Consider the following 19765-nt stretch of genomic DNA (forward strand, 5'->3'; position numbering starts at 1 on the left):
CGCCGCCGTCGGTGCACCGGCACCGTCTCGAAACGCAGACGGCGGGAAGCGATGGGCGCTACGCACCGCCTCCTTCGCCTTTTGTCTGCCCGGCATCCCCCCTTCTATTTCCCGATCCTCGCCTGAACGAGATGGAAACGATCAAAGCTTTCAACGACGCACGTCGGCAAATCCAGCAGTCGGTGCTCGACCTGTTCAAGGGCCTGTCGCTCAAGGAGCGCCTGATGCAGGGCGTGCTGATGGCCGTGCAGGCCGCAGGCGGCGCGTGTCTCGCGTACGGCATCGGCCGCGCGCTGCACACCGAGCAGGCCGTATGGGCAGCGATCACAGCGATCGCGGTCACGCAGCACAACTACGCGGACACGATCAATCTGTCGCGCGACCAGTTCATCGGCGCGATGGTGGGCGGCCTGATCGGCTTCGCGGCCGCGGCGACGGGCTCCGGCCACGTCGTCACGTACGCGGTCACGATCGTGATCGCGATCATCTGCTGCTGGTGCCTGAACGTCGGCAGCGCGGCGCGGCTCGGCGCGATCACCGCGACGATCGTGCTGCTGTTTCCGGGCGAAGGGCCGCTGTGGGACATCCCGCTCGTGCGGCTCGGCGAGGTGACGCTCGGCACCGCGTGCGCGATGGCGGTCGGCTGGACGATGTCGCAGATCGAGCGGCGCTGGTTTGCCAAGGGCTGACGTCGCTGCAGGAGCAGGACAGCAGGCGGCGGAGCGCGGAAATGGAGGAACGGCGACGGGCGGCGACGCATCCATCGCGTCCGGACCGATGGGCGGACGCCCCGCGCCGCCACGGGCCGAGGCCGCAGCGCCCGCCCCGAATCGCCCGGAAACGGATAGCCGGCACCCGCTCCGCCCCATGCCATCGTGGAGCGGACGGCAGACAGCGGGCAGCGTGCCGCGCGTCGACCGGCTTACGGCCCGATCTGCAGAATGACGCCCGTCGAGATGCGCACGAGCAGGTAATCGCCGCCGATCCCGACCCAGTGATAGCCGCGCGGCGGCGGCGACAGGTGGTACCCGCGCCAGTCGTCGATCACGTACTGGCGGTCGCGGTATTCGTCAGGCAGGCGGTCGCCGCGACGCCATGCGGCATTTTCGCCGCCGCGATGCTCGCCCGGACGCGGGCCGCCGTGATCACCGTGATCGCGTTCGTCATGCGTGCCGGGAGGCTGCCCGTAGCGTTCGTCGCCCGGTCCGCCCGGACCATGCGACGGTTGAGCGATTGCAAGCGACGACACGAGCGCGCCGGCAGCGACCATCGAAACCCACAGCAAACGATGTGCTTTCATCGAGTCTCTCCGTGAAAAGGCGCAACCGGCTGTCAGCGCCGGCGCGCATAGACATAGAAAAAGGTAGCACATTGCACCAGATCCGCCCGGAATTACGGGTCGAGATGAAAAAGCGTGAGGAGACGCAAATCGACGACGCATCGGCCGCGCTTGCGCGTTCCTCCTTCCCGCCGCCGTCCTCCTGCCGTTCCGCCTTCCCGCCCTCGATTCGTCGGACCCTCCGATCCATCGGCGTCCCCGCCCGGCCGAGCCCCTCCATTCCGCCCAACCCCGCCTGAAGACCGTAGACGGGCCACAGCCGCCGTCCCCGGCGCTCGCCGCAAGCGCGCCATCCCGCCCCGGTTGCGCGATCTCGCCAGCCGCCGCGCGACGCGCGGGTATACTCGCGCTCACCGCCCAACGCCCACCTCGTATTCAGACACCGCTTTCATGGCAGAACCCACTCTCGGCGTCGCCCTTATCGCCCACAACGCCGCGGCCCGGCTGGCCGAATGCCTCGACGCGCTGTCGTTCGCCGACGACGTCGTCGTCGTCGACGTCGGCAGCACCGACGCGACCGTCGAGATCGCGAAAGCGCACGGCACGCGCGTGATCGTCGCGGCCGACTGGCCCGGATTCGGACCGCAGAAGAATCGCGCGGTCGCCGCGCTCGACACCGACTGGATCCTGTCGATCGATACCGACGAGGTCGTCACGCCCGAGCTCGCCGCATCGATCCAGACGGCGATGCGCGCGCCGCACGCGCAGGTCTACGCGCTCGACAGGCTGTCGAGCTTCTGCGGCCGCTGGGTGCGGCACGGCGGCTGGTATCCGGACTGGGTGCCTCGGCTTTTCAAGCGCGGCGCGGCGCGCTTTTCCGACGACCTCGTCCACGAGCGGCTCGTGTTCGACGGGCCGGCCGCGAAGCTCGACGGCAAGCTGCTCCACTATTCGTACGAAGACTTCGAGACCGTGCTGCGCAAGCTCGACGCGTATTCGAGCGCGGGCGCTGCGCAACGGCGCGCGGCAGGCAAGCGAGGCGGATTCGCGAAGGCGCTCGGCCGCGGTGCGTGGGCGTTCGTGCGAACCTATCTGCTGCGGCGGGGTTTCCTGGATGGACGGGCGGGCTTCATGATCGCCGTGTTCAATGCGGAGACGGTCTATTACCGCTTCCTGAAACTCGGGTATTCGCGGCCGGAACAAACACGCGACTGATGCGCTGCGGGGCGGCGCCGGCAACGTGAAGGACATCGAGGACGGCTATCGCGCCGCCGATTTCACGATCCTCGCGTCGAGATACGAGCCGTTCGGGCTCGTCGGCATCGAGTCGGTGATGTGCGGAACGCCCGCCATCCTGTCGTCGAATATCGGCTGCTGCGACGCGATCGCGCCGTCGGCGAAGCGCGTGTTCGCGCGAGGCGGCCGCCTGCGCAGCGCGGGCGCGCCGCTCACAGGAACCGCGCCGGCTCGGTCGCACAACACGCGTCCCGCAAGCGCGTCTTGCGTCTCCCGCCCACACACGCCCGAGCGAGCGCGTCCGCGACAGAACCGCCAGCACACCGGCTCGCCAAGATCGACGCCCCCCTACTTCCGTGCGCCGAGCTTGCTGATGCCGACCGGCACCGCAATATCGGTCTGCGTATTCGATGCATCGAGACCGAGCATCTCGGTCGCGATGCCGATCACGCGTGCCGACGACATTTCCGTCAAACATCGGCTCCAACTGTCCAGATGCCGATCGCAGCCTTCGAGCTTGCACGGCACGCAATCGCCCTCGCCCTGCAGCAGATAGACGTTGCCGCGCCGCCCCGAGCCGCGCAGCGGCCACGGCTCGTTGCCGGCAGGCCAATGCACGGGCCACGGGCCCCAGCGAGTCGGATTCGACGGCCCGAACAGCGCGATCGTCGGGACGCCGGATGCGGCTGCGACATGCGTCGCGCCGGTGTCCGGGCCGATGAAGAGCCGCGCGCGCCGGAACATTTCGGCGCTCTCGCCGAACGACAGCTCACCCGCCATGTTCAGCACCGGCTCGCCCGACGCCTGCGCGATCCGCGCGGCGTAGTCGCGCTCGGCCTGCGCGGGACCGCCGCTCAGCGCGACCGCGAAGCCCTGGCTGCGCGCCCAGCGCACGAGGTCGATCCATCCGTCCTCGCGCCACTGCTTGTAGCGAAACATCGGATACGGATGCAGCACGACGTACGGCTCGCCGCGCGACAGCGCGGGCGTCGCGTACAGCTTTGCGTCGAAACGCGCGCGCGCGGCGGGATCGTCGCCGATGCCGGGCGCGACGACGTCGGCGTGCGGCGTCACGCCGAGCACGTCGGCGAGTGCGAGGTTGCTCGTGACCGTATGCACGTCGCGATGCTGGTCGAGCGCGATGCCGTTCAGGATGAAGCGCGTGAGCCGCGTCACCCGCTCGGGATCGACGAGCCCGACCCGCTTGCGGCCCGCGAAGAACGCGTAGAAGCGCGCGCGATCGGAGCTGATCGCCGCGCATGCGAGGTCGTACTTGCGCCAGATGCGCAGCGCGTCGGCGATGCGCGCCTTCGGCCGCGCGCGCGGCGCGACCGTGATCACGCGGCGGATGTCCGGATTGTGCTCGAGCACGCCTTCGGTACCGCGGAACACGATCATGTCGATCTGCGCATCGGGCCAACGCGCTTTCAGCGACCGGACGAGCGGCGTCGTCAGCAACACGTCGCCGAGGCGGCGCGTACAGGACACGAGGATGGTGCGCGGCGGCCGGAGAAGCGTCAACTGAGCAGTCACGATGAAGGCAGGAAGAACGGGCGACTGGACATTTTAGCGAATTCGCGCCGCGCACCTGTGCGGCGCGGGCGAGCTCACGCCGATTCGAGCAGCTTCGCGACGAGCGCCTGCATGCGCGCGTTCGCCGCGCGCGGCCCGAACGATTCGATCTTGTGCGACGCATGCGCGACGAGCGCAGCGCGCAACGCGTCGTCGGCAAGCATCCGCTCGATCGCGTCGGCAAGCGCGTCGGCGTCGCCTGGCGACACGAGGAGCCCGCCGCGGCCGCCGTCGAGCAGGTCGCGCGGCCCCGTCGGACAATCCGTCGAGATCACCGGCTTGCCGAGCGCCATCGCCTCGCCGAGCACCATCCCGAAGCCTTCGTAGCGGCTGCTCAGGATCAGCATGTCGGCCGCGCGCACGTATGGAAACGGATTCGCACAAAAGCCGGCGAACTGCACCGCGTCGCGCAACCCGAGTTCGTCCGCAAGCTGCTCGAGCACTCGGCGATCCGGACCTTCGCCCACCAGCACGAGACGCGGCGCATCGGCGCGGCGCGCGCGCACCTTCGCATATGCGCGCAGCAAGGTGCGGTGATCCTTCTGCCCTTCGTCGAGCCGCGCGACCGACACGATGAAGCGCCCGGCCGGCAATCCGGCCGGATCGGCCGCCCGCGCGCGCAGCGCGACCGGATCGATCACATTCGGCAGCTCGGTGACGGCGACGCGAGTATTCGCGAAGAGCCGCTCCGCTTCGCGCCGCATGTCGGGCGTAAGCACCGCCAATGCCGCGTAGCGCTCGTACTGGCCGATGCGCCGCGCCATGTACGACGCGCTCTTGCCGCCGAACCGCGCGGCGAAGCTGTAGTGACTGACGCCGATCCATCGCACGCCGCCCTGCCCCGCGATGCGACGCAACGAGAAATCGAAATCGCAGACGACATCGTAGCCGCGCGCGAGCCGCAGAAAGCGACGCGCAACGAGCGGCCGGATCAACGCATGCGTCGACGCCTTGTGCAGCACCTTCTCGCCGCCGCGCAGCTTGCGCACGCGCTCGCGCTGATGCAGCGCATGCATCCAGCGCTCCGGCGCGAGCACGTGCACCGCGACATCGGACGGAATCGCCCTCGCGCACCAGGTCGCCAGGTCCTGCGTCGGGTACGCGACCGACAGCCCGATCTCGAACGCACGGCGATCGAGCGCATTGAGCCACGCGAGCAGCGCAGTCTCGGTGCCGCCCTTGCCGAAGTCGTCGATGTGGAACAGGATGCGCACGCGCCGCGCACTCGTGTGAACCACGTCCGCCGCCGGTGCGGCGGCGGTCGCGGGAGCGGCAGGCGTCGTCATCGCGCGCCCCCGGTCTGCAACGCGCGCGAAACGCCCGCCTCGCGTTCGCCGTGGCCGAGCAGAAAGCCCGCGAACGACCAGAACGCGAGCATCGTCGTCTGCCACATGAAGTCGTCGACGGTGTTCTTTGCGATCATTCCGACGACGAGCGCAAGCCCGGCCGCGGACATCGCCGGCACGTCGCGTCGCAGCCGCCAGAACGCGCCCGCGAGGCTCAGGAACAGCATCGCCTCCAGCGCGACGCCGATGTAGCCCGTCTGCAGCCACGTATTGAGAAACAGGTTGTGCGCGTGAGTCAGCGCCTGCGGCTCGATCTGCAGCAGCAGCGGCGGTGCATCGGCCGCGTATGCATGCCCCGGCAGCGGCTTGCCGAAACCGACGCCGAGCCACGCGTGGTGCTTGCCCTCCTTGGCGTAGAACGCCCAGAGCTTCGGCCGCGTGTCGGACGACAGCGTATCGCCGAGCGCGTTCAGCTCGCCCGGCACGTAGACTCGCTGGCCCGCGACCTTGATGTCGCGCGCGGCCGACGACGCTGATGCCGCCGCCGTGGACGCCGACGGGTCGCGCTCGCGCGCGCTGTATTCGAGCATTCCGAGCGCGGCGGCGCCGAGGATCGCGATCGCGACGACGCTCACGCCGAGCCGGCGCCGATAGACCGGGAAGAACGCGACGACGAGCGTCGCGCCCGCGGCCGGCCAGAAGAAGCGGTTCAGGCTCGCGAGCCCGACGAAGCCGCACGCGAGAAGCCCGATCGCGCCGATCACGCGCCAGCGGGCGCGCAGCAGCAACGCCGCGAAGAGCGGCATCGCGAAGACGACGAGCGTGCTCGTATGGCCAACGCGGTTGTAGAAACGGATCGGAAAGTTCGTCGGCGTCGGCGGCTGCAAGCGCCCCCAGTAGAACGCGCTCAAGAGCGCAAGCAGCACGCATGCCCCCGCCACGACGAGCACCGGCCATTCCGGACGCTTCACGCGCGAGCCGAAAAGCCAGAAGCCCCAGAACGTGACGAGCGGATACAGCACCTCGTCGAGCCAGGCGCGCATGCTGACGTGCCGGTACAGCGACCAGCCGACCGACGCGAGGCTCCAAGCGGCCCACGCGACAATCGGCAGAACGAGCGGCCATTGCCGGAGCGGCGGCCTGCTCGCGGACAGGATGCCGGCGAGCGTGCCGACGCCGATCAACGCGAGCGTCGTGTTGACGACCCCGTTCATGTGACCGAACATCACGGCGAACATCAACGTAGGACAAGCAATCCAGAGCACGCGCTCGACGCGCGATGTTGTTATCGTCATCGACTTGAACTTGACGGCGCAAGCGCCAAAACGTTTTGCAGCGCACGATGCACCGCATCCACTGAAAGACGGCCCATGCAGTCCGCATGGTCGCCGCGCCAGGCGACGCACGTTGTCGCATTGCGGTCGCAGCGCCGCACCCACGCGACATGGCGCCGGAAAATCGACGGCTGGTCGCGGCACGGCATGTCCGCAATCGTCAGCGCGACGAACGGCGCATCTTGCCAATAACGGCCCGCGCCGTGAATGCCGGCGTTGCCAGGGCCGAACAGCGCAACGGTCGGCGCGCCGACGAGACGCGCGAGATGCGCGATACCGGTATCGGGGCACACCACCGCCCGCGCACTGCTCAACAGATGCCACAGGTCGGCGAGGCCGAGCCGTCCCGCGAGATTCGGTTGCGCGGGATCGGGACCGATCTCGGCGACGAGTCCGACTTCGCTCGGCCCGCCGCTCCAGACGGGCAGATAGCCTGCCGCCTCCACGCGCTCCGCGAGCTCGCGCCAGCGCGTGGCCGGCCAGCGCTTGACCGCAGTGCTCGCGCCCGGATGCAGCACCACGTAGGGCCGCTCGCGCAATTCGGCAGGCAGCGGCGCGCTCGCCTGCGGCGCAGGCCAGTCGGCCGGACGGTACGGCCGCGGCGCAGGCCCGCCGACCAGCTCGGCGGCGAAATCGGCCCACGCGGCAGGCGCGTCCGGATACGGGATCAATTCGTCGACCGGCCAGTTCTTCCACGCGGGCGCGTCGCCCGCATGCGCGACGATCCAGTGGCAGCCCGCGCCGAGCGCAAGCCAGCTATGCCGGTTATCGCCCGCGACGATGCCGAGGTCGTATGGCCCCGACGCGAGGAGACGCCTGACCGACGCGCCGTCGCGCGGATCGAACGCGAACGCGTCGACGCCAAACGGCCGCTTCGCATACAGCGGCGCAATCGACTTTGGGCAAGCCAGCACGATCTGCGCATCCGGATGCTGGTCGCGCAGCTTTGCGACGAGCGCCGTCAGGAGCAGCGTGTCGCCGAGCAGCAGATGATGCGCGATCAGGATGCGCCGCAACTGCGCAGGCCTGCGCCGCAACCGCTTGAGGGCGAGCTTCGGCAGCGCTCGCGCGAAGATGTGGATCCGGCCGTGAAGTCTGCTCATTCGATTAGATCAACGGCTGGTCGATTCCGCCACCTGGGATGCAATGCGCCGGAGGCCGGCCAAAAGCCGTTTCGTCATGCAGAATTTCCACGATTCGTATTGCGGAGGACAGATCAGAACGCCTGGAAACCCGCGCAGGACCTGCGCGAAATCGACGCGCTTTCCTCGCTTCCGGGTCTGGGCATGCAGCTCAGCCCGCGACGCGCTTTACCGCGCGTCGCGGGCTGAGCCGAACTCGCGGAGTATACCATTCGGCCCAAGCGCTTCCTGAGCCAATATCCTGATGAAAGAATGACTGTAAGCGACGCGCGAACGCGCGTCATGCCCGGGCGACGCGCCCGCGGCCGGCCGCCTCGGCGGCCAGATCGAGCAGTTGCGCGACATGGCGCGCGACGCTCGGATCGTACTCGATCGCCGCGTGCGCGGCCGCGGTCGATTCGACCCGGGCCGCGCACGCGCGCACCTGGCGCACTGCATCGTCGAGCGTGGCGCGCAGCCCGGCCGTATCCCCCGGCGCGAACACGCGCTTCGCCGACGGCGCGATCGCGTCGCAGCAGCCGACATTCGACGACAGGATGACGGGCGTTCCGCACATCACCGACTCGATGCCGACGAGCCCGAACGGCTCGTATCTCGACGCGAGGATCGTGAAATCGGCGGCGCGATAGCCGTCCTCGATGTCCTTCACGTAGCCGACATAGCGCAGCCGCTCGGACGTCCGCTCGGGCGGCCGGCCCGCGACCGCGACGACGACGGGCGGCCCGCCGTCGCGCAGCACCGCTTCGATGAGCGGCAGCCCCTTGCGCTCGTGGCTGCTCGACGGAAACAGCAGCACGACCTCGTCGTCGGCGAAGCCGAAACGCCTGCGCAGTTCGGCGCGCCGCGCCGCATCGACAGGCGTGAAGCGCGCGGCGTCGACGGGCGGGAACAGCACGCGAATCTTGTCGTCGCCGAGCCCGTAGAAGCGGCGCAGCTCATCGCGCATCAGCATCGAGTGCGCGACGACGAAGCGCGCGCGCTCGTATTGACGGCGCTCGAGCGCGATCTGCCTGCGATCGAAGAATGTCGGCGCACGGCCGATCGCGTCGAGAAAACCGAGATGGGTGCCGCCGCAGATCGCGATCTCCGACGAATCGACCCGGTTGCAGCCGATCAGCACGTCGACGGGCGACGCGCGGCGGGCGGCGCGCAGCCGCCACGAGAACCAGGCGTCGCGGCACTTGCCGGGCAGAAACGATACGTCGATCCGGTGTGGCTCGACACAACCGTATTCCGGCATCGACGGATCGAACGATCGCGCAAAAACTGCGGGCCGGATGCCGAAACCGTCGAGACCGCGCGCGAGGTCGATCGCGTAGCGCTCGAGCCCCCCGCCATACTTGAACGCGTTGCAGGACAGGCCGATTTTCATCACGCGGCGATCCTGCTCGCCGGGGCGCCGTCCGCCCGAATGCCCGCCGCTCACCCTGCGTCCTGCTGGAACTGAATGCGATGCAGATGCGCGTACAACCCGCCTTGCTCCAGCAGCTCGCGATGGCTGCCGCTCTCGACGATCCTGCCCGCCTCGAGCACGAGGATCCGGTCCGCCCGTTCGATCGTCGACAGGCGGTGCGCGATCACGAGCGTCGTGCGGCCCTTCATCAGCGTCTCGAGCGCAGCCTGCACGTGCCGTTCGGATTCGGAATCGAGCGCGGACGTCGCCTCGTCGAGAATCAGGATCGGCGCATCCTTGTAGATCGCGCGGGCGATCGCGAGCCGCTGGCGCTGGCCGCCCGACAGGCGCATCCCGTTGTCGCCGACGAGCGTATCGATGCCGTCGGGCATCGCAGTGACGGTATCCCACAGATTCGCCGCGCGCAGCGCCGCCTCGACGCGATCGCGCTCCGCCGTCTGGCCGTACGCGACGTTTGCCGCGATCGTGTCGTTGAACAGCACGACGTCCTGGCTCACCATCGCGATCTGGTTGCGCAGGTCATGCAGGCTGTATTCGGGCAGCGCGACGCCGTCGACGCGCACCGCACCCGACGATGGATCGAAGAAGCGCGGCAGCAGATTGACGAGTGTCGTCTTGCCGCTGCCCGACGGCCCCGCGAGTGCGACCATCTCTCCCGGCGCGACGGTGAACGACACGTCGTCGAGCGTATGCCTCCCGTCGCGCGACGCGCCGTACGAGAACGACACGTGGCTGAACTCGATCGCGCCCGACGCGCGCGCGAGCGGCTTGCCGCCGCCCTCGGGCTCGCGCGGCTCGTCGATCAGCCCGAAGATCAGCTCGGCCGCCGTCATCCCGCGCTGCAGCGGCTGGTTCACGTCCATCAGGTGCTTGAGCGGCGAGATGATGAGCAGCATCGCCGTCACGAACGCGACGAAGCCGCCGACCGTCGTCTGATCGTTCGAGGACTGGACGACCGCGATCGTCAGCACGACGGCGAGCGCGATCGACGCGAGGAACTGCGTGAGTGGCTGCGCGAGCCCGCCCGACACCGTCATTCGCATCGAATAGCCGCGCAGCTTGCGGCTCAGTTCGTTGAAGCGTCCGATCTCGTACGGCTCGCCGTTGTGGACCTTGACGACCTTGTAGCCGCCGACAGTCTCCTCGACGATGTACGCGAGCTGGTTCGTGAGCGTCTGGTGCTCGCGATTCAGGCGCCGCAGCCGCCGGTTGATCTTGCCGACGAGCCAGCCGATGCAGGGCAACAGGACCGCGACGATGAGCGTCAGGCGCCAGTTCAGATAGAACAGGTAGCCGAGCAGGAATAGGACCGTGAGCGAATCGCGCACGAGCGTGATCGTGACGCTCATCAGCACACTGAGCACCTGATTCACTTCGAACACGATCGCGTTGATCACCGTGCTCGCCGTCTCGCGCTGAAAGAACGACACGCCCGTGTGAATCATCCGGTCGAACATCTGGATGCGCAGATCGAGCAGGATGCGGTTCGATACGTACTGCAGCAGATAACCAGACGTGTATTGCGCGATCGCGCGCACGAGCGCGAGGCCGACGACGGCGACAGGCACGTACAGCTTCGTCGTCATGTCGCCCTTCGAGCCGAAGCCGTGATCGAGAAGCGGCTTCAGCAGCATCGGAATCCCAGCTTCCGTCGCGGCGACCCCGGCCATCGCGAGCACGCCGGCGACGAGCACCCATACGAGCGGTTTCACATGCGGCCAGAGGCGGCGCATCACGACGGCAGGCGACGACGCGTCCTGACCGCCGATCGGTTTGCTTAGGGTAGGCTTGACGCTCAAAATGCCCTCAAAAAAATCCGAAAAACGTGCTTGGGGTCAGTAGACGATCTCGACGACGCTGCCGCCGAACGCCGCGCGCAGATCCGCGAGCAGCGCATCGCTCGGCTTTACGCGCCAGGCGTCGCCCAGGCGCATCTCGCCTTGCGCGCGCGCGTTGCTGTACGCGATCCGCACGGCGAGGCCGTTCGGTATCACGGGCGCCGCGCGGCGCCCGCCGTCGCGGCCGCCGCGCGGCGCCGGGGCTTCGACGGCCGGCGTCTCGTCGGGCTTCGCGACGTGCGCTTCGAGCACGCGGCGCAGCGCCGCTGCGTCCGCATTGCCGTTCATCGTCATCCGCACCGCCTGCGCGTAGCGGCTGCGTGCGCGCTCGATATCCATCACCGAATCGGCGGTGAAGCGGATCCCGCCCGTGAACGCGTCGTTGCGCGCCTGCCCCTGGACGATCAGCAACTCGTCTTCCTTGAAAAGCGCACGGTTCACGTCGAACTGCTCGTTGAACACGGTGACTTCGCACTGGCCGGTGCCGTCGTCGAGCAGCGCGATCACCATCTTGCCGCGCTGGGTCATCTGCGTGCGCAGCGACGCGATCACGCCCGCAACCACCTTGTCGCGCCCTTCCTTCAGCTCGCCGAGCTTCTGGCGCACGAAGCGTCGCACCTCGTCGCGATACGCGTCGAACAGGTGGCCGGACAGATAGAAGCCGAGCGCACCCTTCTCTTCCTGCAAGCGGCGCTTGTCGTCCCAAGCGGGCTCGTCGACGAGCGCGTGCTGGTGCGCGGGCTCGCCGCCGATGTCGAAGAGTCCTGCCTGCAGCGCGTTCGCGGCCGCCTGCTCGGCAGCCTCCATCGCGAGCGGCACCGACGCGAGCAGTTGCGCGCGATTCGCGTGCAGCGAATCGAGCGCGCCCGCGCGAATCAGCGCCTCGATCGTCCGGCGGTTCACGACGCGCCGGTCGATCCGCTCGCAGAAATCGAACAGATCAGTGAACGGCTTCTCTTCGCGCGCGCGCAGAATCTCTTCGATCGCGTTCTGGCCGCTGCCCTTGATCGCGCCGAGGCCGTAGCGGATCGTGCGCGAGCGCTTGCCGTCGGCTTCCGCGACCGGCTCGAAGCGGTAATGCGATTGATTGATGTCGGGCGACAGCACGGCGAGCCCATTGACGACGCAGTCGTCGAACAGGATCTTCACCTTGTCGGTGTCGTCCATCGCGAGCGTCATGTTGGCCGCCATGAATTCGGCCGGATGGTGCGCCTTCAGCCAAGCGGTGTAGTACGCAAGCAGCGCGTACGCGGCCGCATGCGACTTGTTGAAGCCGTAGCCCGCGAACTTCTCCATCAGGTCGAAGATCTCGTCTGACTTTTCGCGCGAGAGACCGTTTTTCGCGGCCCCCTCGGCGAAAATCTCGCGATGCTTGGCCATCTCCTCGGGCTTCTTCTTGCCCATCGCGCGACGCAGCAAGTCCGCGCCGCCGAGCGAGTAGCCGCCGATGATCTGCGCCATCTGCATCACCTGCTCCTGATAGACCATGATGCCGTAGGTCTCTTTCAGGACGGGTTCGACGCGCGGATCCGGATACTCGACCTTCTCGCGCCCGTGCTTGCGCGCGCAGAAGCTCGGGATCAGGTCCATCGGGCCCGGACGGTACAACGACACGAGCGCGATGATGTCCTCGAAGCGGTCGGGCTGCGCATCCTTCAGCATCCCCTGCATCCCGCGGCTTTCCAGCTGGAACACGGCGACGGTGTTCGCCTTCTTGAGCATCTGGAACGACGCGGGATCGTCGAGCGGCACTTGCGCGAGCGACCAGTTCTCCTTGCTCGGATCGAGACGGCGGATGTAGCGCTCGGCCCAGTCGAGGATCGTGAGCGTCGTCAGACCCAGAAAATCGAACTTCACGAGGCCGACGGCTTCGACGTCGTCCTTGTCGTACTGGCTGACGACGCCGCCGTCGTCGCCCTGCGTGTAGAGCGGGCAGAAATCGGTGAGCTTGCCGGGCGCGATCAGCACGCCGCCCGCGTGCATCCCGACGTTGCGCGTGAGGCCCTCGACGCGCTGCGCGAGATCGAGGAGCTGATGAACTTCGTCCTCGTTGTCGTAGCGCTCCTGCAGGAGCGGCTCTTCCTTCATCGCGTCGGCGATCGTCACGTGCTTGCCCGGCTTGAACGGGATCAGCTTCGCGACGCCGTCGGTGAACATGTAGCCGAGATCGAGCACGCGGCCGATGTCGCGCACAGCCGCCTTCGCGGCCATCGTGCCGAACGTCGCGATCTGCGACACCGCGTCCGCGCCGTACTTCTCCTTCACGTACTGGATCACGCGATCGCGCCCGTGCTGGCAGAAGTCGATGTCGAAGTCGGGCATCGACACGCGCTCCGGATTCAGGAAGCGCTCGAACAGCAGGTTATAGCGCAGCGGATCGAGATCCGTGATGCCGAGCGAGTATGCGACGAGCGACCCCGCGCCCGAGCCCCGGCCCGGGCCGACCGGCACGCCGTTGTTCTTCGCCCAGTTGATGAAGTCCGCGACGATCAGGAAGTAGCCCGGAAAGCCCATCTTCTTGATCGTGCCGCATTCGAAATCGAGGCGCTGGTAGTACGTGTCGCGCTGCGCTTCGCGCTCGGCCTCGTCCGGATAGAGCTGCACGAGACGCTTCTCGAGCCCTTCCTTCGACAGTTGCACGAGATAGTCGTCGAGCGACATGCCGTCGGGCGTCGGGAAGAGCGGCAGCTTCGGCTTGCCGAGCTCGAGCGTCAGGTTGCAGCGCTTCGCGATCTCGACCGTGTTCGCGAGCGCCGACGGCAGGTCGGCGAACAGCGCGGCCATGTCGCCCTGTGTGCGGAAGAACTGATCGGTCGTGAAGCGCTTCTGGCGGCGCGGATTCGCGAGGATGTCGCCTTCCGAAATGCACACGCGCGCCTCGTGCGCGGTGAAGTCGTCGGAGGTCATGAACTGCAGCGGATGTGTCGCGACGACGGGCAGCTTCAGCTCGGCGGCGATCGTCGCCGCCTGCTGGACGTACGCTTCCGCGCCCGGCTGGCCGTAGCGCTGCAATTCGATGTAGAAACCGCCGGGGAACGTCTTCGCCCAGCGCTCCGCGTGACGGCGCGCGGCCGCTTCGTTGCCGGCCGCGAGCGCGAGGCCGATGTCGCCCTGCTGCGCGCCCGACAGCGCGAGCAACCCTTCGGCGAGCTCGCCTTCGAGCCAGCTCGCGTCGAGTTCCGCGCGGCCGCGGTATTGATTCGTGAGCCACGCCTTCGACAGCAGCTCGCAGAGATTCAGGTAGCCGCGCTTGTCCTTGACGAGCAGCAGCAGCCGCGACGGCTTGTCGCGATCGTCGTGATTGGTGATCCAGACGTCGCAGCCGGCGATCGGCTTGATGCCCGCGTCGCGGGCTTCCTTGTAGAAACGGACGAGACCGAACGCGTTGCCGAGGTCGGTCAGGGCGAGCGCGCCCTGACCGTCGGCGGCCGCCGCCTTGACGATATCGTCGAGACGCACGATGCCGTCGGCAATCGAGAATTCGGAGTGAACGCGAAGATGAACGAAACGGGGATCTGACATGGGCGCTATTGTAGCTGGCCCCGGGGTCGGCCACCGTTCGGGCCGGCCAAAAAATGCGGCGTTGGCCGTTCGGCCGAGTGCCGGCGCGGGTCGGCGGGCGGCTTGGTCGTGCGAGACCGCGCGGGAGGCGATTCGCGGTTGCTCAGGCCCTGTCCGATATGGGACGGCCCGATATCCGGTGGATCGACGGACCAGCAATGCGGCGGTCCGGCGTCCCCCCGTCAACCCATCAACCCATCAACCCATCAACCCGGCGATTCGACGATCCGGCAGCGCTGAGAATCGACGGCACCCCGCCCAAGCGGCCGAGCCGATTTGCCTTCTGCGACGGTGCCGCGTCCCGCCGTCGCACATCGTCCGTTCGGCCGACTGCGGAAAGCCGCGCAGTTTGCGGGATAATACGGCTTTCCGTTTTCGTCCGCTCCTGCCCGCCCGCCCCGCCGCGCCCTTTTTCGCGCTGCAGCGCCGTCGGGCCGCAGCCGCCTTACCGACCGACATGACTACCGTCAACCTCGCCGCCTACCGCTTCGTCTCGCTCGACTCGATCGAGCAATGGCGGCCGCTCATCACCGCGCGCTGCGATGCGCTCGGGCTGCGCGGCACGATCCTGCTCGCCCCCGAGGGCATCAATCTGTTCATCGCGGGCTCCCGCGAAGCGACCGACGCCTTCGTCGACTATCTCCGCCACGATCCGCTGTTCGAAGACAAGCTCGCGGACCTGCAGTTCAAGGAGAGCCTGTCCGATTCGCAGCCGTTCCGCCGCATGCTCGTGCGCCTGAAGCGCGAGATCATCACGATGAAGAAGCCGGCGATCAAGCCGGAGCTCGGCCGCGCGCCGTCCGTCGACGCGCAGACGTTGAAGACCTGGCTCGACCGGGGGCACGACGACGCGGGCCGCCCCGTCGTGATGCTCGATACGCGCAACGCGTTCGAGGTCGACGTCGGCACGTTCGACAACGCGCTCGACTACCGGATCGACAAGTTCAGCCAGTTCCCCGCAGTGATCGAGGCGAACCGCGCGGACCTCGACGGCAAGACCATCGTGTCGTTCTGCACGGGCGGCATTCGCTGCGAGAAGGCGGCGATCCACATGAAGGACGTCGGCATCGACCACGTCTATCAGCTCGAAGGCGGCATCCTCAAGTACTTCGAGGAAGTGGGCGGCGCGCATTATCACGGCGACTGCTTCGTGTTCGATTACCGCACCGCGCTCAATCCGAGCCTCGAGCCGACGCCCGACGTCACGTGCTTCGCGTGCCGCGCGGTCGTGCCGGCCGAAGCGCAGCAATCGCCGCTCTACGTGCCCGGCAAGTCTTGTCCCGCGTGCCATTCCGGCGAGCGTGCGAGCCGTCCTGCCGAGCCGGCGCACGCCGCCTGACGCCGCGCGTCCGCTTCTGCGCTTCGTCACGCGCCACATCGAATGACAGGCTATCGCGGGCGCTTCGCGCCGTCGCCCACCGGCCCGCTGCATTTCGGCTCGCTCGTCGGCGCGCTCGCGAGCTGGCTCGACGCGCGCGCATGGGGCGGCGCGTGGCTCGTGCGGATCGAGGACATCGACGGTCAGCGCACGGTGCCCGGCGCGGCCGAGGACATCCTCGCGACGCTGACCCGCTTCGGATTCGTCCCCGACGAGCCGCCCGTCCGGCAAAGCATGCGCGTCGCACACTACACGGCGGCGCTCGAACAGCTCACGGCCGCGGGGCTCGTCTATCCGTGCGGCTGTTCGCGCAAGGAGATCGCCGATTCGCTGCGCGCCGCGCACGAGCGGCATACGACGCTCGCTTATCCCGGCACCTGCCGCGACGGCCTGCGCGGCAAGCCCGCACGCGCGTGGCGGCTGCGCGTGCCGGACGGCGCGGCAGCCGTCGTCAGTTTCGACGATCGGTGGCAGCACACGCAGACGCAGAATCTCGCGACGGAAGTCGGCGATTTCGTACTGAAGCGCGCGGACGGGCAATGGGCGTACCAGCTCGCGGTCGTCGTCGACGACGGCGACGCGGGCATCACGCACGTCGTACGCGGCGCGGATCTGCTCGACTCGACCGCGCGTCAGATCCACTTGCAGCGCTGCCTCGGGCTGCCGACGCCGAGCTATCTCCACGTGCCCGTCGTCGTCGATGCGAACGGCGAAAAGCTCAGCAAGCAGACGGGCGCGACCGCGCTCGACCCCGCCGCGCCGCTGCCCGCGCTCGCCGCCGCCGCGCGGCATCTCGGGCTGTCGCTCGACGCCGGGGCGTGCGCGTCGCTCCACGCGTTCTATCCGGCTGCAATCGCTGCGTGGGATTGGCGTTTCGGACCGAACGCGCGTCGGTGACGTCTGCGCGGCGCGTGGCTGCATTCGCATTGCTTCGCCCCGTCGCTTGACCCATCGCCTGGCTGCACCATTTCCTGCCGCAATCGTCGGCATCGCCGCGCATCCGTCGCGACATCTTCTTCTCGGCCGTCCTCCTGCCGACCGGTTCATGTGCAGTCCGGCCGCGACAACGCCGCCCGTTCGCCCCAAGCTCGACCGACGCCCCGCGCGCCCCGCGCGCAAAACAAAGCGGGCGGGTGCTCACGCACCCGCCCGCTTCTCATGTACCGCAGCGCCATTCCCGGCGCCCATCGACGCTCAACCCCGCATCACGACGACGTCTTGCGCGGCATCCCGAACCCGCCGAGCAGCGCGGCGAGCGGCTGCTTCGGCGCCTTCTTCTCCGGCTGCACGGGCTTCGCCTCTTCCGAACTGCGCGCCGGCGTCGACGGCTCGTACGGCTTCAGGAAGAAATCGTCGATCGGCGCTTCGCGGCGCGCATGATGCGGGCGCTCGCCGCCCGCCGAACGGCGGCCGACGGATGGGCCGCGGCGCTCGTCACGGTCGCGCTCGCGGCGGCCGCCGCGGTCGTCGTGGCGGTGACGCGGCAGGTCGAGCTCGAGCGCCTCGAGCGGCAGCACGCGCTTGATCAGCTTCTCGATGTCGGCAAGCTGCTTGCGCTCGTTCGGGCTGCATAGCGACAGCGCGTCGCCTGACGCGCCCGCGCGCCCCGTGCGGCCGATCCGGTGCACGTAGTCTTCCGCGCTGAACGGCAGATCGAAGTTGATGACGGCCGGCAGCTCGACGATGTCGAGACCGCGCGCAGCGACGTCGGTCGCGACGAGCGCTTCGATCTCGCCGCGCTTGAACGCGTCGAGCGCCTGCATCCGCTCGCTTTGCGAACGGTCGCCGTGGATCGCCGACGCGACGATCCCGTCGCGCTCGATCTGGCGCGCCAGGCGGCTCGCGCCGATCTTGCTGTTGCAGAACACGATCACCTGCTTGAGCGCGCGGTCGCGGATCAGCTTGACGACGGCCGCCTGCTTGTCGCCCTCGGCGACGTCGTAGACGACCTGTGTAACGTTCGTCGCGGTCGCGTTGCTGCGCGCGACTTCGATCGTCTGCGGGTTGCGCAGATAGGTCGACGCGAGCTTCTTGATTTCAGGCGAGAACGTCGCCGAGAACAGCAGCGTCTGACGCTCTTTCGGCAGCAGGTTCAGGATGCGCTGCAGATCGGGCAGGAAGCCCATGTCGAGCATCCGGTCCGCTTCGTCGAGCACGAGGATCTGCACCTGGCCGAGATTCGCGGTCTTTTGCTGGACGTGATCGAGCAGGCGGCCCGGCGTCGCGATCAGGATTTCGACGCCGCGGCGCAGCTCGGCCATCTGCGGATTCATGTCGACACCGCCGAACACGACCGCGCTCCGCAGCGGCGTGAGCTTCGCGTACGCGTGCACGTTCGCGGCGACCTGGTCGGCGAGCTCGCGGGTCGGCGTGAGGATCAGCGCGCGCACCGGGTGGCGGGCGGGCGACGCGCTCGTGTTCGCCTGCGGCAGCAGGCGCTGGATGATCGGTAGCGAGAAGCTCGCGGTCTTGCCGGTGCCCGTCTGCGCGGCGCCCATCACGTCGCGGCCGGACAGCACGACCGGAATCGCCTTCGCCTGGATCGGCGTCGGCGTCGTATAGCCCTGGTCGGCAATCGCTTTCAGGATCTCGGCGGCAAGGCCGAATTGATCGAACGTCGCGTCGACAGGCGTGGCAACAGAATCGGACATGGTGGCGTTTCGCTCAAAAGGCGCGGCGGGACATCTAGCGCGCGGCATGCTCGCTCGCGAGACAGGCTGCGCAAACCACTTCGGAATGAAGACGAAGCTGCGGCGCGCCGCAGGGCACCGCCGGCGCTTGAGGCCGTCCAGGCCGCGCGCGAAGCTTCGTCCGGCAGGAGTGCCGGCAGAAAGGGCAGTATTGTAGCATCCATTGTGAAACGGCTTCGTCGGCGCGGCCCGCGCGACGCTCAGTGTAGCTCGGCCGCGTCCCCCCGCTCAGCCCTTCTTGCGCTTCTTCTGGATCTCGCTGCAATCGCCGAGCACGGGCGACGCTTTCTCGCCCGCGATTTCGTCGTACAAATTCGCGTCGCGACCCTTCGTCCACCAGATGTAGCGGCCCGCCTGATAGCGGACGCCCGACGCCGACACGGTATCGACGAACAGCAGCCGCGATTCGTTGACGGGCACGAGCGCGAAGCTCTGCCCGTTGTCCGCGCGCCAGTACGACACCCGCACCGGCTTCGGCTCGTTCGCACACCGATAGACGACCGTTTCGCGCGCATCGGTGTCGATCTCCTCGATGGTCAGCCGCGCCGCATGCGCCGCGCTCGCGGCCACGCACAGACCGGCGACGCCGAGCACAGCCAGCGTTTTCATGTTCATTCCTTTCCTCGTCGAGCAATGGACGCGCGCCGCGCATCCAGGCCGTTGCTTCGTCAATCCGGATCGATGACGCCCGCGCACGCGTCGGTCGGCGCCGCCGCGACATGGCCGACGACGGGCACGATCTTGAGCCCCGTCGACGCGATCCGGCACGGCGCGGCGGCAAGCCCGCAGCCCGCCGTCGACAGACACAATGCAAGGATCAACATCCACTTCATCGCCACCTCCTCTCCCGGCCCGCTGCGCCCCCTTCGCGTCGATGCTCGCGCGCGGCGGCCCGGAAACCTCGACTTGCCGCTTGCGGACCGACGCGGCATCGCGACCGACACGAACCGATCGCAGCCCCCCGCCGTATCCGCTACATCCGCTACATCCGCTACATCCGCTACATCCGCTACATCCGCTACATCCGCCGATGCG

At 68.2% G+C, this 19765-nt stretch carries 15 protein-coding genes and 1 pseudogene; 5 read left to right on the forward strand and 11 right to left on the reverse strand.

Annotation, left to right across the window (positions count from 1 at the left end):
- Nucleotides 1–131 precede the first annotated feature (131 nt).
- Nucleotides 132–689: an FUSC family protein gene (locus tag WS70_RS13195; protein ID WP_059596663.1), complete on the forward strand. Its 558-nt coding sequence runs from the start codon at nt 132–134 to the stop codon at nt 687–689.
- Nucleotides 690–922: 233 nt separating this feature from the next.
- Here WS70_RS13195 and WS70_RS13200 read toward each other — a convergent pair whose 3' ends face one another.
- Nucleotides 923–1300, reverse strand: coding sequence for an RcnB family protein (locus tag WS70_RS13200; protein ID WP_059596664.1), 378 nt, complete (start codon nt 1298–1300; stop codon nt 923–925).
- A gap of 429 nt (nt 1301–1729) precedes the next feature.
- Between WS70_RS13200 and WS70_RS13205 the strand changes: the two genes are divergently transcribed.
- Nucleotides 1730–2494 carry a glycosyltransferase family 2 protein gene (locus tag WS70_RS13205; RefSeq protein WP_059469474.1) on the forward strand — a complete coding sequence of 255 codons (765 nt, stop codon included), beginning with the start codon at nt 1730–1732 and terminating at the stop codon, nt 2492–2494.
- A 19-nt stretch (nt 2495–2513) separates the two neighbouring features.
- Nucleotides 2514–2699: pseudogene (locus WS70_RS13210) on the forward strand (glycosyltransferase); the annotation flags it as partial.
- A 164-nt stretch (nt 2700–2863) separates the two neighbouring features.
- Here WS70_RS13210 and WS70_RS13215 read toward each other — a convergent pair.
- From WS70_RS13215 to dnaE, 7 genes are all read right to left on the reverse strand, one after another.
- The gene (locus WS70_RS13215) at nt 2864–4036 is read right to left on the reverse strand and encodes a glycosyltransferase family 9 protein (protein ID WP_059469472.1); all 1173 of its coding nucleotides are present in this window, start codon (nt 4034–4036) and stop codon (nt 2864–2866) included.
- A gap of 86 nt (nt 4037–4122) precedes the next feature.
- The gene (locus tag WS70_RS13220; protein WP_059596666.1) at nt 4123–5373 is read right to left on the reverse strand and encodes a glycosyltransferase; all 1251 of its coding nucleotides are present in this window, start codon (nt 5371–5373) and stop codon (nt 4123–4125) included.
- Nucleotides 5370–6668 (reverse strand): O-antigen ligase family protein, encoded by a 1299-nt coding sequence (locus WS70_RS13225; RefSeq protein ID WP_059596667.1) that lies wholly within the window; start codon nt 6666–6668, stop codon nt 5370–5372. The genes WS70_RS13220 and WS70_RS13225 overlap by 4 nt, the downstream gene beginning before the upstream one ends.
- Nucleotides 6665–7810: a glycosyltransferase family 9 protein gene (locus WS70_RS13230; protein ID WP_059596668.1), complete on the reverse strand. Its 1146-nt coding sequence runs from the start codon at nt 7808–7810 to the stop codon at nt 6665–6667. Before WS70_RS13230 ends, WS70_RS13225 begins: the two co-directional genes overlap by 4 nt.
- 319 nt (nt 7811–8129) lie before the next feature.
- Entirely contained in the window at nt 8130–9221 is a 1092-nt protein-coding gene (locus WS70_RS13235; protein WP_059469514.1) for a glycosyltransferase family 4 protein, read from the reverse strand.
- Between the two features lie 50 nt (nt 9222–9271).
- A complete protein-coding gene (gene msbA, locus WS70_RS13240) occupies nt 9272–11062 on the reverse strand; it encodes a lipid A export permease/ATP-binding protein MsbA (RefSeq protein WP_059596669.1) in 1791 nt (596 codons plus the stop codon).
- A 36-nt stretch (nt 11063–11098) separates the two neighbouring features.
- Nucleotides 11099–14623, reverse strand: coding sequence for a DNA polymerase III subunit alpha (dnaE, locus tag WS70_RS13245; protein WP_059469467.1), 3525 nt, complete (start codon nt 14621–14623; stop codon nt 11099–11101).
- A 496-nt stretch (nt 14624–15119) separates the two neighbouring features.
- Between dnaE and WS70_RS13250 the strand changes: the two genes are divergently transcribed.
- Both WS70_RS13250 and gluQRS read left to right on the forward strand, forming a co-directional pair.
- Nucleotides 15120–16001: a sulfurtransferase gene (locus WS70_RS13250; protein WP_059469466.1), complete on the forward strand. Its 882-nt coding sequence runs from the start codon at nt 15120–15122 to the stop codon at nt 15999–16001.
- A 42-nt stretch (nt 16002–16043) separates the two neighbouring features.
- Nucleotides 16044–16937, forward strand: coding sequence for a tRNA glutamyl-Q(34) synthetase GluQRS (gluQRS, locus tag WS70_RS13255; protein WP_059469465.1), 894 nt, complete (start codon nt 16044–16046; stop codon nt 16935–16937).
- 308 nt (nt 16938–17245) lie between these two features.
- Here gluQRS and WS70_RS13260 read toward each other — a convergent pair whose 3' ends face one another.
- The 3 genes from WS70_RS13260 to WS70_RS32390 form a co-directional block, all read right to left on the reverse strand.
- The gene (locus tag WS70_RS13260) at nt 17246–18691 is read right to left on the reverse strand and encodes a DEAD/DEAH box helicase (RefSeq protein WP_059469464.1); all 1446 of its coding nucleotides are present in this window, start codon (nt 18689–18691) and stop codon (nt 17246–17248) included.
- 267 nt (nt 18692–18958) lie between these two features.
- Nucleotides 18959–19345, reverse strand: a complete 387-nt coding sequence (locus WS70_RS13265; RefSeq protein ID WP_059469463.1) for an MliC family protein — start codon at nt 19343–19345, stop codon at nt 18959–18961.
- Nucleotides 19346–19398: 53 nt separating this feature from the next.
- Entirely contained in the window at nt 19399–19563 is a 165-nt protein-coding gene (locus tag WS70_RS32390) for a DUF6726 family protein (RefSeq protein ID WP_059469513.1), read from the reverse strand.
- Nucleotides 19564–19765: the final 202 nt, after the last annotated feature.

Origin of the sequence: Burkholderia mayonis (assembly GCF_001523745.2) — a bacterium.
GTDB classification, from domain to species: Bacteria; Pseudomonadota; Gammaproteobacteria; order Burkholderiales; family Burkholderiaceae; genus Burkholderia; species Burkholderia mayonis.

Excerpts from the sequence above, each read along its gene's own strand:
- WS70_RS13195 (WP_059596663.1), top strand. The coding sequence starts at position 132 with ATGGAAACGATCAAAGCTTTCAACGACGCACGTCGGCAAATCCAGCAG.
- WS70_RS13200 (WP_059596664.1), bottom strand. The coding sequence starts at position 1,300 with ATGAAAGCACATCGTTTGCTGTGGGTTTCGATGGTCGCTGCCGGCGCG.
- WS70_RS13205 (WP_059469474.1), top strand. The coding sequence starts at position 1,730 with ATGGCAGAACCCACTCTCGGCGTCGCCCTTATCGCCCACAACGCCGCG.
- WS70_RS13220 (WP_059596666.1), bottom strand. The coding sequence starts at position 5,373 with ATGACGACGCCTGCCGCTCCCGCGACCGCCGCCGCACCGGCGGCGGAC.
- WS70_RS13225 (WP_059596667.1), bottom strand. The coding sequence starts at position 6,668 with ATGACGATAACAACATCGCGCGTCGAGCGCGTGCTCTGGATTGCTTGT.
- WS70_RS13230 (WP_059596668.1), bottom strand. The coding sequence starts at position 7,810 with ATGAGCAGACTTCACGGCCGGATCCACATCTTCGCGCGAGCGCTGCCG.
- WS70_RS13235 (WP_059469514.1), bottom strand. The coding sequence starts at position 9,221 with ATGAAAATCGGCCTGTCCTGCAACGCGTTCAAGTATGGCGGGGGGCTC.
- dnaE (WP_059469467.1), bottom strand. The coding sequence starts at position 14,623 with ATGTCAGATCCCCGTTTCGTTCATCTTCGCGTTCACTCCGAATTCTCG.
- WS70_RS13250 (WP_059469466.1), top strand. The coding sequence starts at position 15,120 with ATGACTACCGTCAACCTCGCCGCCTACCGCTTCGTCTCGCTCGACTCG.
- gluQRS (WP_059469465.1), top strand. The coding sequence starts at position 16,044 with ATGACAGGCTATCGCGGGCGCTTCGCGCCGTCGCCCACCGGCCCGCTG.
- WS70_RS13260 (WP_059469464.1), bottom strand. The coding sequence starts at position 18,691 with ATGTCCGATTCTGTTGCCACGCCTGTCGACGCGACGTTCGATCAATTC.
- WS70_RS13265 (WP_059469463.1), bottom strand. The coding sequence starts at position 19,345 with ATGAACATGAAAACGCTGGCTGTGCTCGGCGTCGCCGGTCTGTGCGTG.
- WS70_RS32390 (WP_059469513.1), bottom strand. The coding sequence starts at position 19,563 with ATGAAGTGGATGTTGATCCTTGCATTGTGTCTGTCGACGGCGGGCTGC.